10 protein-coding genes are annotated in these 17032 nt (G+C 57.4%); 3 read left to right on the top strand and 7 right to left on the bottom strand.

All coding sequences use genetic code 11. The annotated features are described in order from the left end of the window. The first annotated feature begins 85 nt into the window (after positions 1–85). Positions 86–901 carry a co-chaperone DjlA gene (djlA, locus tag FHC48_RS09070; protein WP_008502016.1) on the top strand — a complete coding sequence of 272 codons (816 nt, stop codon included), beginning with the start codon at positions 86–88 and terminating at the stop codon, positions 899–901. Positions 902–961: 60 nt separating this feature from the next. Here the strand turns inward: djlA and FHC48_RS09065 are convergent, their stop codons facing one another. From FHC48_RS09065 to araB, 7 genes are all read right to left on the bottom strand, one after another. Continuing rightward, the gene (locus FHC48_RS09065; protein ID WP_259281139.1) at positions 962–4474 is read right to left on the bottom strand and encodes an autotransporter outer membrane beta-barrel domain-containing protein; all 3513 of its coding nucleotides are present in this window, start codon (positions 4472–4474) and stop codon (positions 962–964) included. Positions 4475–4782: 308 nt separating this feature from the next. Beyond that, the gene (rluA, locus tag FHC48_RS09060; protein WP_059365031.1) at positions 4783–5442 is read right to left on the bottom strand and encodes a bifunctional tRNA pseudouridine(32) synthase/23S rRNA pseudouridine(746) synthase RluA; all 660 of its coding nucleotides are present in this window, start codon (positions 5440–5442) and stop codon (positions 4783–4785) included. A gap of 12 nt (positions 5443–5454) precedes the next feature. Next, the gene (gene rapA, locus FHC48_RS09055; protein WP_008502013.1) at positions 5455–8361 is read right to left on the bottom strand and encodes an RNA polymerase-associated protein RapA; all 2907 of its coding nucleotides are present in this window, start codon (positions 8359–8361) and stop codon (positions 5455–5457) included. Between the two features lie 128 nt (positions 8362–8489). Further along, positions 8490–10847, bottom strand: a complete 2358-nt coding sequence (gene polB, locus FHC48_RS09050) for a DNA polymerase II (RefSeq protein ID WP_059365046.1) — start codon at positions 10845–10847, stop codon at positions 8490–8492. 74 nt (positions 10848–10921) lie between these two features. Continuing rightward, a complete protein-coding gene (gene araD, locus FHC48_RS09045; RefSeq protein WP_059365029.1) occupies positions 10922–11617 on the bottom strand; it encodes an L-ribulose-5-phosphate 4-epimerase in 696 nt (231 codons plus the stop codon). Positions 11618–11705: 88 nt separating this feature from the next. After that, entirely contained in the window at positions 11706–13208 is a 1503-nt protein-coding gene (gene araA, locus FHC48_RS09040; protein ID WP_023293303.1) for an L-arabinose isomerase, read from the bottom strand. 10 nt (positions 13209–13218) lie between these two features. Further along, positions 13219–14928: a ribulokinase gene (gene araB, locus FHC48_RS09035; RefSeq protein WP_045406414.1), complete on the bottom strand. Its 1710-nt coding sequence runs from the start codon at positions 14926–14928 to the stop codon at positions 13219–13221. Positions 14929–15265: 337 nt separating this feature from the next. On the opposite strand from araB, the gene araC reads away from it, so the two are divergent. Then, entirely contained in the window at positions 15266–16111 is an 846-nt protein-coding gene (gene araC / locus FHC48_RS09030; protein WP_023293301.1) for an arabinose operon transcriptional regulator AraC, read from the top strand. Between the two features lie 128 nt (positions 16112–16239). Then, the gene (locus FHC48_RS09025; RefSeq protein WP_059365230.1) at positions 16240–17007 is read left to right on the top strand and encodes a DedA family protein; all 768 of its coding nucleotides are present in this window, start codon (positions 16240–16242) and stop codon (positions 17005–17007) included. The last annotated feature ends 25 nt before the right edge of the window (positions 17008–17032 follow it).

The raw sequence follows: 17032 nt of genomic DNA, 5'->3' as shown, positions 1-17032 counted from the left end.
TAGGCGATGTCCTTCAATTGACCGTGACTTGAACACAGTGATGATGACGTTGCGTCGGCCAGGAATATGACTATCCGGGGAGTATATGCAGTATTGGGGTAAAATAATCGGCGTTGCGTTCGCCATCATCATGGGTGCCGGGTTCTGGGGAATAGTGCTGGGGCTTATTATTGGCCATATGTTTGATAAGGCGCGCAGCCGTAAAATGGCCTGGTTTGCCAACCAGCGCGAGCGCCAGTCACTCTTTTTCTCCACCACTTTTGAGGTGATGGGGCATTTAACCAAATCCAAAGGGCGCGTCACGGAAGCCGATATTCAGATTGCCAGCGTCTTTATGGATCGCATGAATCTGCACGGTGACTCCCGCCTGGAGGCGCAAAATGCGTTTCGCATCGGGAAATCCGATAACTACCCGCTTCGCGAAAAAATGCGCCAGTTCCGCAGCATCTGCTTCGGCCGTTTTGATTTAATTCGGATGTTTCTGGAAATTCAGATTCAGGCGGCCTTCGCCGACGGCTCGCTTCACCCTAACGAACGCGATGTTTTATACGTGATTGCGGAAGAGCTGGGTATCTCCCGTATGCAGTTCGATCAGTTCCTGCGCATGATGCAGGGTGGCGCGCAGTTTGGCGGCGGGTATCACCAGCAGTCTTCTGGCGGTGCCTGGCAGCAGGCGCAGCGTGGTCCGACGCTGGAAGATGCCTGCAACGTGCTTGGCGTAAAACCCTCTGACGATCAGACCACCATCAAACGTGCCTATCGTAAGCTCATGAGCGAGCACCATCCAGACAAGCTGGTTGCAAAAGGCTTACCGCCTGAAATGATGGAGATGGCGAAGCAAAAAGCGCAGGAAATTCAGAAAGCGTACGAGCTGATTAAAGAGAAGAAAGGCTTCAAATAAGCCCCTTTTTAGAATGATGAAGGGCCTGACAGCATGAGCTGCCAGGCCCTTTATACAGCGTTACCAGCTGTAGCGCACGTTCAGGCTACCGTTTACATCGCTGTAATCATTATCACCTTTCTGTCCGGAGACCTGGGCAATAACGCTCCATTGCTTGCTCACATTTGCCTGAATACCCGCTTTCAGCTCCGCACGATCGGCAGGAAGGTCCTGTTTGATCTGTGTGTCACCAAAGTTGACTGCCGTGTCTTCAGAGGTATGCAGCCAGTTGGCCTCCGCAAACGGCTGGATAACCGCGTCGTTCGACTTATTCATCTTGCTGTCAATGCGCAGGCCTAAACGGGTGGTCCAGCTTTCGCCGTTTTGCCCATCAATCGTCGTGCCGCTGCTGTCTTTGATGTCATCCGCACTGTAATCCTGCCAGACGACCTGTGCCTGCGGCGTGAGGCTCAGCGTGTTGTCGCCGAGTGCGATATCGTAGCGGTAGCCTGTTTCCAGCGAAACGGCGTTGGCGTTTGAATCGTAATCCGTTGAGCCAACGTCACCGTTATCTACGCTGTTGTGGTACATCCCATACTGATACCAACTGTCGACATAAAAACCCTGATGCTGTCGGGCATCGGCAAACCACGTTGCATAGACTCCGAGGTTATAGCCATCGACTTTACCGTCAGCGCTAAAGCGGCTGCCGTCAGCACCTTTATTGCCAGTGCTGTCGCTGCTGGCGTTGATATAGCTACCCATAACCCCGACCACCAGGCTTTGTTCGCCGTTGTTCCAGGCGGCAACATCGCCCCCAATCTGGAACTGGGAGTAGTTGCTGTCGATATCAATATTGCTCTCTGCTGCAGTAGACTGGTTCTTACCTGCTTTGAAACGCGCCCATGTCGTGCCGTTTTCCGATTTGAACTGACTGCCTTCTCGGTCTGACAGGGTCTGCATTTGCAGATCGCGAGCCAGCCACTGGTTGCTGAGGTATGAACCGATATCGGCACGATACTGAGGCGTTACGTCGCCATTATCACTCGTGGCCTGGGAACGAAGATACCAGTCCCCTGAGTCCTGATACAGGCGGTATTCGTAGGCGTTAATCTGGACCTGATTACCCTGAACAAAGGTGCCGTTTGATGCACCGCCGACCTGAATCACTTCAATACCGTTTTGGGTCAGTGCGCCCTGACCACCAACGTTGTTAATGTACAGGGTGGTGTTCCCGGACGTATTCCCCGTAATGTTAAGCATATCGGTTGGAGACGTGTCGTCGCCTAACTGCGTATTTAGCGTCACAGAACCCTGGTTGCTGGTGTAATCGCCGTTTACGATCAGCGTGTTGCCGGTCGTCGCACCATTGGTTCCTTCAATATTGCCGCTGACAATGCTGCCTGCGTTGCTCAGATCACCATTGATCGTTAGCGTGTCGTTGAACTGAACGGTGCCCTTGCTGTTAACATTGCCGTTCACCACACCGCTGGAACCGCCAAACGTGGCGCCTGCCGCGACATTCACGGCCTGCTCGCTGTTTTGTACGCCGATAACGCCAGCCTCGTCCAGCCAGAGCGTGCCCTGGTTCACATCCGTTGTGCCGCTGTAACTGTTTGCGGCATTAAGGATCAGCGTACCTTGCCCCTCTTTGGTCAGCGATTTTCCGTCCCATCCGGTCGTGGCTTCGGCATTTTGATCGACAAGCGCCGTGCTCAGCGTAAAGCTGCCGTCAGGATTGTTCAGAGTGAATGTGCCGTGAGCCGCTGTTGCCGCTGGGTTCTGGCTGGCATACCAGGTTAATGACGGTGTCAGGACGTAATTGGTCACGTCGGCGGGATCAATGGTGCCGCTAAAGGTGATGAAGTCAACGGAGCCAGATGCCATGCCCGCGACGGTGAGGTTGGTAAAATTGCCACTGATTGCATTTTCAGCGTCAATCACCGTGAAGGCGCTATCCGCGGAAAGCGTGCTGGCACTACCGTAACCTGTAATATTTAGTGTGCCATCAAGCGTCGCATTCTGAGCGACAATCGGCGCACCGGTCGCGTTTGCGTCAAGATAGACATCAGTTTGGCTGTTAGCCCGAAGGGTGAGATTACCGACATTGAGTGTACCAGTACTGCCGTTTTCATCGCCGAGTGTGATGCGTCCGCTGCTGGTAAGATTACCGACGCTGGAATCGGCCGTCAGCAGCCATTGGCTGTTCGCATCCAGCGTCATGCTGACGTTATCACCGCTGGCCTTAACGGCGCCGGACAGCTTGCTGTTTTCAGCGCGAAGGGTGACTGCATCAGTGGTATTGGCCACGGTGAGCAGATTGTCTGCGTTCATCGTTTGCACATTCTTCACGTTAATATCGGCAGATCCGGAATCCACCGCAAAAGCACTTCCTCCTGACGCGGTTGCCGTAATGCTCCCTCCGTCAATCGTAGCGACATTTTTTCCACCGCTGAACGAGAAGGCGACATTGCTACCGGAAACGTTGCTCTGGGTGACGGTCGCGCTGCTGGCGCTTTCTAAGGCAATGGCAGCAGATTGTTCGCTGGTGATATCTGTGCTGTTCGCCTCAAGGGCTCCACCGTGAGTCATCGCCACTGCCCGCGAATTTTCTCCGGACGCGATCGTTGAACCGTTATTCAGTACGAATGTGCTCTTTGCCCCGTCAGAGGATATTGCGTCAGCATTTTTCCCATGAGTGACGATATGAGTGTCAGTGAGTTCTGCGCGTCCGGTATTCATTATGCCAACTGACTGCTCACCGTAAGTTTCAACGTGGGATGCCGCTAAATTAAATGTGTTGGTATAGTTTTGAATACCAAAGCTCTGGCTTCCGGTAGTGGTAATCGTGACGTTTGAGCCGGTCAATTCACCGTCGTTATATATACCTGCATTACCAAAATCTCCCGTGGTGTTTATATTCACATTGTCTAATGAAAGGGTGGCATATCGGTTAACAATAGCCCGAGCCATGCCATACCCGGAAGTCGTAATGGTCGCGTTTTTTATCGTCAGGTCTGCGCTATTCAATATCTCAACACCATAAGAACCCTCTCCCGTCGCCGTATAGCTCCCCCCGTCAATGGTGCCTTTTGCATTAGAGCTAAACAATACGGCAGATGCGATCTCGCCTTCCGTCGAAACGGTAAGGTTGTTCAACATGGCTTCTGAGTTATCACCGACAATGGTTATCGCATGACTGCCTTCCCCGGAAGTGCGGATTGTGGATCCCGAATCATCGAGCGTGATTTTCGCTCCATTCGACACGGATAGCCCCATGCCTGCATCCCCGGTTGTGGATATCGTTAAGGCGCCGTTATCGGTGACGATGACATCAGAGCCAGAGGCGGATACCGCCGAGGTATTAGGGCTCGTCGTTGAATATTCACCACTGATGGTGTTATTACCCGGGACTGCAACAAACGTCGTGTCACTGGCGTGTGCGGTACCCACAACACCTGACAAGATAAACGTTGCGATCGCGCTTCCGGCGCGTACGCAGGATTTGACTTTGCTGTCCCCTTTTGAAAACTCCGAGGCAACGATGTACATATTTCTGGCGCAATTCCAGACGATGTTATACGAACGGTTCATACACTTCCTTGTGAATCAATGAGTAAACTAAGTGTGGCTGTTGAGTAGAAAAATAACTCCGTTTGGATAGGGTAGAGTTAGTATTTCCTTAAAATGAGCTGGATTATCAGTAATAAATTGCATCGTGTTCAATTTAATATTTTTTAATCCAAACCTTAGTCTTTCTAAAAATACTGAGTGTTATTTAAGGAAGAGATAATTATCGTGAATGAACTTGGGCGGGTTTTCAGATAAGCAGGGGAGATATATATGCTGTGTGAATATTTACCGTCGACAGTGAGCTGACAGTAAATATTCACATCAGGAATTTAAAAATCGACCGGGGCTTTAAACGTCATCGCGTTACCGAAGGCCGGATGGGTGATGGTAAGCGTCTGCGCGTGCAGCTGCAGACGTGGCGCTAAGGCCAGCGCTTCAGGCGGCGCGTAAAAGCGGTCGCCCAGAATCGGATGACCCAGCGCAAGCATATGCACGCGCAGCTGGTGTGAACGTCCGGTAATCGGCTTAAGCAGGACGCGCGCGGTATTATCCGGCGCGTACTTAAGCACTTCATACTCGGTTTGCGCGGCCTTGCCGGTTTCATAACACACCTTCTGCTTTGGCCGATTCGGCCAGTCGCAGATCAGCGGTAAATCCACCAGCCCTTCCGCCTGCGCCGGGTGACCCCAGACGCGGGCGACATACTGCTTCTTCGGCTCGCGCTCGCGGAACTGGCGCTTCAGCTCGCGTTCTGCCGCTTTGTTCAGCGCCACCACAATCACGCCGCTGGTCGCCATGTCCAGGCGATGGACCGACTCCGCCTGAGGATAATCGCGCTGAATGCGCGTCATCACGCTGTCTTTGTGCTCGTCCAGACGACCCGGCACGGACAACAGCCCGCTGGGCTTGTTGACCACCATAATGTGTTCATCCTGATACAGAATGACCAGCCAGGGATCCTGCGGCGGATTGTACGGCTCCATCACCATCTTGCGCTCCGTTTACTGATGCGTCACAACGATAAGACGCAGGGCATCCAGACGCCAGCTTGCCTGATCCAGGCTTTCCAGCACCTGCTGACGGTTGCTTTCAATCGCTGCCAGCTCGTCGTCACGGATGTTCGGGTTCACGGCCTTCAACGCCTCCAGACGCGACAGCTCTGCAGACAGTTTCTCGTCGGCTTCACTGCGCGCGGCGTCAATCAGCGCTCTGGCCGCTTTTTCAATCTGGGTTTCACCCTGCTGGAGAATGGCATGCACGTCCTGCTGCACCGCATTGACCAGCTTGCTGCCGGTATGGCGGTTCACCGCGCTCAGCTGGCGGTTGAAGCTCTCAAATTCAACCTGTCCTGCGAGGTTCGTGCCGTTTTTATCCAGCAGCAGACGCACCGGCGTTGGTGGCAGGAAGCGGTTGAGCTGCAGCTGTTTCGGCGCCTGCGCTTCCACAACGTAGATCAGCTCCAGCAGCAGCGTGCCTACGGGCAGCGCCTTGTTTTTCAACAGCGAGATGGTGCTGCTGCCGGTATCGCCAGAGAGGATCAGATCCAGCCCGTTACGGATCAGCGGGTGTTCCCAGGTGATGAACTGGGCATCTTCGCGGGACAGCGCCACATCACGCTCGAAGGTGATGGTGCAGCCATCTTCCGGCAGGCCCGGGAAATCCGGCACCAGCATGTGATCGGACGGGGTCAGGACAATCAGGTTCTCGCCGCGGTCGTCCTGGTTAATGCCAACGATGTCGAACAGGTTCATGGAGAAGCTGATGAGACTGGTGTCATCATCCTGCTCTTCAATGCTCTCAGCCAGCGCCTGCGCTTTTTCCCCGCCGTTGGAGTGGATCTCCAGCAGGCGGTCGCGGCCTTGTTCAAGTTGCGCTTTCAGCGCGTCATGCTTCTCACGACAGGACTTAATCAGATCGTCAAAGCCGTCGGTATTTTCCGGCGCGGCCAGATAGCCGATCAGATCGCCGTGCACCTGATCGTAAATGGTGCGGCCCGTCGGGCAGGTATGTTCAAACGCATCCAGACCTTCGTGGAACCAGCGCACCAGCACGGACTGGGCCGTTTTTTCCAGATACGGCACGTGGATCTGAATATCGTGCGCCTGACCGATACGATCCAGACGACCGATACGCTGCTCCAGCAGATCCGGGTTGAACGGCAGATCGAACATCACCAGGTTGCTGGCGAACTGGAAGTTACGGCCTTCAGAACCGATTTCAGAACACAGCATAACCTGAGCGCCGCTGTCCTCTTCGGCAAACCACGCCGCGGCGCGGTCGCGTTCAACGATGGACATGCCTTCGTGGAACACGGCGGCGCGAATGCCTTCGCGCTCGCGCAGGACCTGCTCCAGCTGCAGCGCGGTGGCCGCCTTGGCGCAGATCACCAGCACCTTTTGGGAGCGGTGCGCGGTCAGGTAGCCCATCAGCCACTCTACGCGCGGATCGAAGTTCCACCAGGTGCCGGTATCGCCTTCAAATTCCTGGTAGATTTGTTCCGGGTAGAGCATGTCGCGGGCGCGCTCTTCCTGCGTTTTGCGCGCGCCCATGATGCCGGAAACTTTAATTGCCGTCTGATACTGCGTCGGCAGCGGCAGCTTAATGGTATGCAGCTCGCGTTTCGGGAACCCTTTCACACCGTTACGGGTGTTACGGAACAGGACGCGACTGGTGCCGTGGCGATCCATCAGCATGTCGATCAGCTCTTTACGCGCGGATTCCGCGTTGTCGCTGTCGCTGTTAGCGGCCTGCAGCAGCGGCTCGATATCCTGCTCGCCAATCAGATCGCTCAGGGTGTTGAGTTCATCATCAGAAAGACGCTTGCCCGCCAGCAGCAGCGCGACGGCATCTGCAACCGGACGGTAGTTATTCTGTTCTTCCACAAACTGCCCGAAGTCGTGGAAACGGTTTGGATCGAGCAGGCGCAGACGGGCGAAGTGGCTTTCCAGACCCAGCTGTTCCGGCGTAGCGGTCAACAGCAGGACGCCAGGCACGCGCTCGGCAAGCTGCTCGATAGCCATATATTCGCGGCTCGGCGCGTCTTCGCTCCAGACCAGGTGGTGCGCTTCGTCGACGACCATCAGGTCCCACTCGGCATCGCACAGATGCTCAAGACGCTGCTTGCTGCGGCGCACGAAGTCGAGAGAACAAATCACCAGCTGTTCGGTTTCAAACGGGTTGTCCGCATCGTGCTGGGCTTCGGCGTAGCGTTCGTCATCGAACAGAGAGAAGCGCAGGTTAAAGCGGCGCAGCATCTCAACCAGCCACTGGTGCTGTAAGGTTTCTGGCACCACAATCAGCACGCGCTCGGCAGCGCCGGAAAGCAGCTGCTGGTGCAGGATCATGCCCGCCTCGATGGTTTTACCCAGGCCCACTTCATCTGCCAGCAGCACGCGCGGCGCATGGCGACGGCCCACGTCATGGGCGATGTTCAACTGGTGGGGGATCAGGCTGGTGCGCTGGCCGCGCAGGCCGCTCCAGGGCATGCGGTACTGTTCACTCTGGAACTTACGCGCGCGATAGCGCAGGGAGAAGCGATCCATACGGTCGATTTGCCCGGCAAACAGGCGGTCCTGCGGCTTGCTGAACACCAGCTTGCTGTCGAGCAGCACTTCGCGCAGGATGACATTGGCCTCGTCGGTGTCCAGGCGAGTGCCGATGTAGGCGAGCAGTCCATTCTCTTCTTTTACGTCTTCAATCTTGAGCTGCCAGCCGTCGTGGCTGGTCACGGTGTCACCCGGATTAAACATCACGCGGGTTACAGGGGAGTCATTGCGGGCGTACAGGCGGTTTTCACCGGTGGCAGGGAAGAGGAGGGTAACCATGCGCGCATCAACGGCAACGACGGTTCCTAATCCAAGTTCGCTTTCTGTATCGCTGATCCAGCGTTGACCAAGTGTAAAAGGCATAGTTGTTCGGCTCTAATCTTTAATTGCAGGCAATAGTTCGACCACCGTCAAAAAAGACGGTCATCGAAAAATGGGTCCGGGAATGGAAAGGGCGCTATGGTACTGGATGGCAGCCATTTCGTCACGCGTCAAAATAGGCCAAGTTGCCCTGTCACTAGTGTAGCAAAATCATCGTCGATGAAGGGCAAAATTCCGTCGGCAACCGGCTGAAGCTGACGTGTCAGATAGTGTTCATAATCCAGAGGCGAGTGCTGATAATCCACCGGTTCCGGACCGTTTATCGTCCAGATGTATTTGATGGTTCCCCGATTCTGATACTGCGGCGCGCGGCCACGGCGGACGTTTTCTTCGTCCGCGAGGCGCGCGGCGCGAACGTGCGGAGGAACGTTACGCTGGTACTCCGCGAGCGGGCGGCGCAGGCGTTTGCGATACACCAGCTGCGCGTCAAGTTCGCCTGCCATCAGGCTGGCGATCGTCTCGCGCACGTAGTCCTGATACGGCTCATTGCGAAATACCCGCAGATAGAGCGTTTGCTGGAACTGCTGGGCCAGCGGCGTCCAGTCGGTACGCACTGTCTCGAGCCCTTTAAAGACCATCCGCTGCGCGTCGCCTTCCTGAATCAGCCCGGCATAGCGCTTCTTGCTGCCCTGATCGGTACCGCGGATGGTGGGCATTAAGAAGCGGGCAAAATGGGTTTCAAATTCCAGCTCCAGCGCGCTGGTTAAGCGCGCTTTCTGCAGATGTTCCTGCCACCAGTCGTTCACGAAGGCAACCAGCGCTTTGCCGATTTGCGTGGCATCGTCTTCGGAATGCGCGCTCTTAAGCCATACAAAGGTGGAGTCCGTGTCGCCGTAGATGACGTCATAGCCCCGGGATTCAATCAGCGCTTTAGTCTGGCGCATGATCTCGTGCCCGCGCATCGTGATCGACGACGCCAGCCGCGGGTCGAAGAAGCGACAGGCGCTGGTGCCCAGCACCCCGTAGAAGGCGTTCATGATGATTTTCAGCGCCTGTGAGAGGGGCTTGTTGCCGTGGCGCTTGGCCTCATCGCGGCCGTGCCAGATGTTGCCCACGATGTCGGGCAGGCAGTGTTTTTCCCGCGAGAAGCGTGCGCCGAGGAAGCCTTCGGTGCTGTGTCCATCATCCGGCTGGGCCAGCCCCTCAACCAGCCCGACGGGATCGATCAGGAAGGTGCGAATTATCGACGGGTAGAGGCTTTTGTAGTCCAGGACCAGAACGGAGTCATACAGTCCTGGTCGGGAATCCATGACGTACCCGCCGGGGCTGGCCTGCGGCGGCACGTCCCCGAGGTTGGGGGCGACGTATCCTGCCCGGTGCATTCGGGGAAAATAGAGGTGGCTAAAGGCCGCCACGGAGCCGCCGTGCCTGTCCGCCGCGAGTCCGTTCACCGTCGCGCGCTCCAGCAGGAAGGGCATGATCTCGGTTTTGTGGAAAATCCGCGTGACCAGCTCACAGTCTTTCAGGTTATAGGTGGCGAGCGCGGGCTTGTCTTCGTTAAAGCGCCGGTCGATCTCGTCCATTCTGTCCCAGGGGTTGTCGATGGATTTGCCTTCGCCCAGCAGCTCCTGCGCCACCGCTTCGAGGGCGAATGACGAGAAGTTCCAGAAGGCGGACTTGAGCGCCTCTATGCCGTCGATAATCAGGCGGCCGTTCGCCTGTGCGAAGAAAACGCCGTTCTTAAAACCGTGTTCGCGCCACTCAAGCTCGCTGTTGCCGCGCCCGAGCATCAGCGGGATGCGGTAACGCTCGGCGTGTTTTTGCAGCACGCGCAGGTCGAACTGCACCACGTTCCAGCCGATCAGAACGTCGGGATCGAAGTCGGCAAACCACTGGTTGAGCTTCTCCAGCAGCTGCGGCCGGCTGGTAACATACTCAAGCCGGAAATCCAGCGCGGAGGCATCACCATTCGGTGGCCCGAGCATATAGACAACCCGATCGCCGCAGCCTTCAAGTCCTATACAGTACAGTTCGCCGTGACGGGTGGTTTCGATATCCAGGGAGACCCACTTCAGCGGCGGGCGGTAGTGCGGGTTCGGCTTTAGCCGCGCGTTGATGAGACCGCCATTTTGCGGAGAACCATCGACCCAGACGGGCGCGGTAATAAACCGCTCCATCAGAAAGCGTTCGGGTGGGCGGATATCCGCTTCGTAGAGCGTCACGCCTGCTTCACGGAGCAGTTTTTCATAGCGCATCAGCTGACGATGGGCGCGACAGTAGAGGCCGTAAACCGGCTGACGGTGGAAATCTTTCAGTTCAAGCGGGGTAATGCGCCAGCCGTTTTCACCGCGCAGCAGCTGTTTCACTTTCTCGACGTGCGCTTCAGGAATAAACGCCACGGACTCCTGCGGCGGCAGCGTCACCTGCAGCGGGCCGTTGTCCGTTGCCAGCCAGAATTCAACCTCGGTGCCCTGAGGGGTATCCCGCCAGTGTCGGGTCAGTAAAAAGCCTTCTTGCGCCTGCGTCACGCCGCTATCCCACAAAACAAAACCAGGCCTGATTATAGCCTGGTTGAATGTTTTATGCTGGGGATATATACAGTTTATTGTCCGTAGTAGGCCTTCGCGCCGTGCTTGCGCAGATAATGCTTATCCAGCAGGGTTTGCTGCATATCCGGCAGCTGCGGCGCCAGCTGTCGACAGAAGATCCCCATATAGGCGATCTCTTCAAGCACGATGGCGTTATGCACCGCGTCTTCTGCGTTTTTACCCCAGGCGAACGGGCCGTGGGAGTGCACCAGCACGCCGGGCATTTGCGCCGCGTCGATTCCCCGTTTTTCGAAGGTTTCAACGATCACGTTGCCGGTTTCCCACTCATACTCGCCGTTGATCTCCGCATCTGTCATCAGACGCGTGCAGGGAATGGTGCCGTAGAAGTAGTCCGCGTGCGTGGTGCCGGTCGCCGGGATGGACTGGCCCGCCTGCGCCCAGATAGTGGCATGGCGTGAATGGGTATGCACGATACCGCCGATGGTTGGGAATGAGCGGTACAGCAGGCGGTGGGTTGGCGTATCGGAGGAGGGCTTTTTGTTCCCTTCCACCACTTCACCCGTTTCGATGCTGACCACCACCATATCGTCCGCCGTCATCACCGCGTAATCGACGCCGGAAGGCTTGATCACGAACACGCCTTTTCCGCGGTCAACGGCGCTGACGTTGCCCCAGGTCAGGGTGACCAGATTATGTTTCGGCAGCGCCAGGTTGGCTTCGAGCACCTGGCGTTTGAGCTCTTCTAACATTGTTGTCTCCAGTGCCGGATGGCGCTTCGCTTATCCGGCCTACAGAACCGTAGGCCCGGTAAACGCGGTGCCACCGGGCATTCAGGGCTTAGCGTTTTGAACCGTAATAGACTTCGTTCCAGCGCAGCGCGTCTTTAAATGCGGGCAGGCGGGTATCGTTATCAATGACGGTCAGCTCGATATCATGCAGCTCGGCGAACTGACGCATGTCGTTCAGATCCAGCGCGTGGCTGAAGACGGTATGGTGCGCGCCGCCGGCCAGGATCCAGGCTTCTGACGCGGTCGGCAGATCCGGCTGTGCTTTCCACAGGGCGTTGGCGACCGGCAGTTTCGGCAGGGAGTGTGGCGTTTCAACCGCATCGACGCAGTTCACCAGCAGGCGGAAACGATCGCCCAGATCGATCAGGCTGGCGTTGATGGCCGGGCCCGTGCGGGTGTTGAAGATCAGACGCGCCGGATCGGCTTTACCGCCGATGCCGAGGTACTGCACGTCGAGGATCGGTTTTTCCTCTACCGCGATGGAAGGACACACTTCCAGCATGTGCGAGCCGAGCACCAGGTCATTGCCGTTTTCGAAGTGGTAGGTGTAATCCTCCATAAAGGAGGTGCCGCCCTGCAGACCGGTCGACATCACCTTCATGATGCGAAGCAGAGCGGCAGTTTTCCAGTCGCCTTCGCCGGCAAAGCCGTAGCCCTGCTGCATCAGGCGTTGTACTGCCAGACCCGGCAGCTGTTTCAGACCGTGGAGATCTTCAAAAGTGGTGGTAAAGGCGTGGAAACCGCCCTGTTGCAGGAAGCGCTTCATGCCCAGTTCGATGCGCGCCGCATCCAGCACGTTCTGACGCTTGTCGCCGTTGATTTGTGCCGCAGGCGTCAGGCGGTAGCTGCTTTCGTACTCGTCCACCAGCGCGCTCACGTCGCCATCGCTGATGTCATTCACCACCTGCACCAGATCGCCCACGGCCCAGGTATTCACTGAGAAGCCGAACTTGATCTGCGCGGCGACTTTATCGCCGTCGGTGACCGCCACTTCACGCATGTTGTCGCCGAAACGCACCACTTTCAGGTGGCGGGTATCCTGCTTAGAGACCGCCTGACGCATCCAGGCGCCGATACGCTGTTGCGCCTTGCCATCCTGCCAGTGGCCGGTGACCACCGCGTGCTGCTGACGCATACGCGCGCCGATGAAGCCGAACTCGCGGCCGCCGTGTGCGGTCTGGTTCAGGTTCATAAAGTCCATGTCGATGCTGTCCCACGGCAGGGAGGCGTTGAACTGGGTATGGAACTGCAGCAGCGGTTTGTTGAGGATAGACAGGCCGTTGATCCACATTTTTGCCGGTGAGAAGGTGTGCAGCCACACCACCAGACCGGCGCATTTATCGTCGTAGTTGGCGTCGCGGCAGATGTGGGTGATTTCGTCCGGCGTCGTGCCCAGCGGTTTCAGCACCAGTTTGCACGGCAGTTTGGCTTCCGCGTTCAGCGCGTTAACGACATGCTCCGCGTGTTTCGTTACCTGCTGCAGCGCTTCCGGTCCGTAAAGATGCTGGCTGCCAATCACAAACCACACTTCATAGTTATTAAAAATGGTCATCATCGTGTCCTTAATGGGTCAGGGTTGCCGTAGTGTCCGCGGTGCTTTTGGCCGGGGCGGCGACAGGGAGATAGTGAAGTTCGGCGCTTTTTGCCCATTGCTGGTAGCGCTGATAAAGCTGTTCAAAGCGTTGTGCCTGCTGGGCACGCGGCTGAAGGGTGTTTTCGACGGCACTCGCCATATGCTGCTGCGCGGTGGGGATATCCGCATGGACGCCAGCGGCTACGGCGGCGAAAATTGCCGCCCCCAGCGCGCAGCACTGATCGGAGGCCACAATCTGGAGCGGACGGTTCAGCACGTCGCAGCAGGCCTGCATGATCACCGGGTTTTTACGGGCGATGCCGCCCAGCGCCATCACGTTATTCACGTCGATGCCCTGCTCGGTGAAGCACTCCATAATCGCGCGGGCGCCGAAGGCGGTGGCGGCAATCAGACCGCCGAACAGCGCAGGCGCGTCGGTCGCCAGGTTGAGGTCGGTAATCACCCCTTTCAGGCGCTGGTTGGCAAACGGCGTGCGGCGGCCGTTAAACCAGTCCAGCACCACCGGGAGGTGGTCGAGAGACGGATTTTTAGCCCAGGCGTCGGTAAGCTGCGGCAGGAGCTGCTTTTTGCTCTCGGCGATCTGGGTTTTCAGTTCAGGATGTGACGCCGCCAGCCGATCCAGCGGCCAGCCGAGCACGCGGCCAAACCAGGCGTAGATATCGCCAAACGCGGACTGACCGGCTTCGAGGCCGATAAAGTCTGGCACCACGCTGCCGTCAACCTGGCCGCAGATGCCTTTTACCGCGCGGTCGCCTACGGTGGCTTTATCTGCCGTCAGGATGTCGCAGGTGGAGGTGCCGATCACTTTGACCAGCGTGTTTGGCTGTGCGCCCGCGCCCACAGCGCCCATATGGCAGTCAAACGCACCGCCGGAGATCGCCACGTTTTGCGGCAGGCCGAGGCGCGTCGCCCACTCCTCACAGAGGGTGCCGACGGGAATATCGGCGGTAAAGGTGTCGGTAAACAGCGGGTATGACAGGCTCTTGTTGATGATCGGGTCGAGCTCATCAAAGAACGCGGCCGGAGGCAGGCCGCCCCAGCTTTCATGCCACAGGGATTTATGCCCGGCGCTGCAGCGGCCGCGGCGGATATCCTGCGGGCGCGTGGTGCCGGAGAGCAGGGCGGGAACCCAGTCGCATAGCTCAATCCATGACGCCGCTGCCTGTGCGACAGACGCGTCCGCGCGGGTGACGTGCAGGATCTTGGCCCAGAACCACTCGCTGGAGTAAATCCCGCCGATATAACGTGAATAGTCCGTTTTGCCCGGCTGATGGCATAAGCGGGTGATAGCTTCGGCCTCTTCCACGGCGGTATGGTCTTTCCACAGCACGAACATGGCGTTCGGGTTGTCGGCAAACTCCGGGCGCAGTGCCAGCACGTGGCCTTCGGCATCCACAGGGGCAGGCGTAGAGCCGGTGCTGTCGACGCCAATCCCCACAACATCGGCCCGCTGGGCGTCGGTCAGGTCCGCCAGAACGGTTTTGATCGCCGCTTCCATCGACTCGATGTAGTCCCGCGGGTGGTGACGGAACTGGTTGTTTGGCGCATCGCAGTAGCGCCCCTCTTGCCAGCGCGGATACCACTCAACGCTGGTTGCTATCTCCTGGCCGGACGTACAGTCCACTGCCAGCGCGCGAACTGAATCGCTGCCAAAATCGAGGCCAATCGCAATTGCCATGGTGTTGCTCCATCGAAAAAACAGGTATGGAAGAACATTAGAGACTGGGGACAAAAGTCGTCAGGCAGGATCCGCTAATCTTATGGACTAAATTGCTGTTACAACGGAAAGTGTGACGCCGTGCAAATATTCAATGTGGACATTTCTGCCGCACTTATAGACACTTTTGTTACTGGTTATCTGCCTGCTCTGGCGGAGAAATCAGGGGGAAAGGCTGAAACATGGCGGACGTAAAAGCGGCGTGATGCTTTTTGGATCTTTTCGCGGGCCATTTTTAACCTGCATTTAGTGATATGGACAATTGGTTTCCTTCAGGACCCTTGGGAGAACTGAATCTATGGCCGAAACGCAGAACGATCCCCTGCTGCCGGGATACTCGTTTAACGCGCACCTTGTGGCGGGGCTGACCCCTATCGAGGCTGAGGGATATCTCGACTTTTACGTCGACCGACCGCTCGGGATGAAAGGGTATATCCTCAACCTGACCGTGCGGGGGGAAGGGATCATCAAGAACGGTGACCAGCAGTTCGTCTGCCGCCCGGGGGATATCCTGCTGTTCCCGCCGGGGGAGATCCACCACTATGGCCGTCATCCGGATGCCAAAGAGTGGTATCACCAGTGGGTCTACTTCCGTCCGCGCGCCTACTGGCAGGAGTGGCTTTCCTGGCCGGCTATTTTTGCACACACCGGGTTTTATCGCCCGGATGAGGTGCATCTGGCGCAGTTTCGCGAGCTTTTTGCCCAGATAATCGAGGCGGGGCAGGCTGGTGGACGCTATGCCGAACTGCTGGCGATAAACCTCCTTGAACAGCTGCTGCTGCGGCGGATGGAGGCGATTAACGCGTCGCTGAATCCGCCGCTGGATAACCGCGTGCGCGACGCCTGCCAGTACATCAGCGACCACCTGGCCGATAGCCAGTTTGATATCGCCAGCGTTGCCCAGCACGTCTGCCTGTCGCCGTCGCGGCTGTCGCACCTGTTCCGCCAGCAGCTTGGCGTCAGCGTACTGAGCTGGCGCGAGGATCAGCGCATCAGCCAGGCGAAGCTGCTGCTCAGCACCACCCGGATGCCCATCGCCACCGTGGGGCGCAACGTGGGCTTTGAGGATCAGCTCTATTTCTCCCGCGTATTTAAAAAATGTACCGGTGCCAGCCCCAGTGAATTTCGCGCGGGATGTGAATAAACGGTAAAAAAAGATAAACAAACAGGTGAATGCAGAAAGCAACCTGTAAACTATTCAGACAATTGTTGCCTTGACGCGGTGCAGGGCGCTAAGCAGAATCGCTGATTCGTTTTCTGACCGGAATAGTTATGCAGGCATTGCTGGAACACTTTATTACCCAGTCCGTTATGTACTCGCTCATCGCCGTGGCGCTGGTGGCGTTTCTGGAATCGCTGGCGCTTGTCGGGTTAATCCTGCCCGGCACCGTGATGATGGCGGGGCTTGGGGCGCTGATCGGCAGCGGTGAGGTCAATTTCTGGCAGGCATGGCTGGCCGGGATTATCGGCTGTCTGCTGGGGGACTGGATCTCCTTCTGGCTGGGCTGGCGCTTTAAGAAGCCGTTGCACCGCTGGTCGTTCATGAAAAAGAACAAAGCGTTGCTCGATAAAACCGAGCATGCGCTGCACCAGCACAGCATGTTTACCATCCTCGTGGGCCGCTTTGTTGGGCCAACGCGTCCGCTGGTGCCGATGGTGGCCGGGATGCTGGATCTGCCCGTCGCGAAATTTGTGGTGCCGAACATTATCGGCTGCGTCTTCTGGCCGCCGTTCTACTTCCTGCCGGGGATCCTGGCGGGCGCGGCCATCGATATTCCTGACGGTATGCAAAGCTGTGAGTTCAAGTGGCTGCTGCTGGGCACGGCGGTCCTGCTGTGGCTGGCGGTCTGGCTCTGCTGGCGCCTGTGGCGCAGCGCGAAAGCGAGCGTCGATCGCCTGACGCGCTATCTTCCGCGCTCTCGTCTTTTGTGGCTGGCCCCGCTGACGCTGGGTGTGGCCGTGGTGGCGCTTGTGGCGCTGATTCGCCACCCGCTGATGCCGGTGTACGGTGAGATCCTGTTGAAAGTTGTGAGCCGTTAAGCGCCGGGCGGCACTGCGTTTGCCC

It is taken from the genome of Enterobacter sp. EC_50, assembly GCF_019584525.1.
Taxonomy (GTDB): Bacteria; Pseudomonadota; Gammaproteobacteria; order Enterobacterales; family Enterobacteriaceae; genus Enterobacter; species Enterobacter roggenkampii.
The sequence above is the reverse complement of the archived record's forward strand: the minus strand, read 5'-3'. Positions and strand labels throughout refer to the sequence as shown.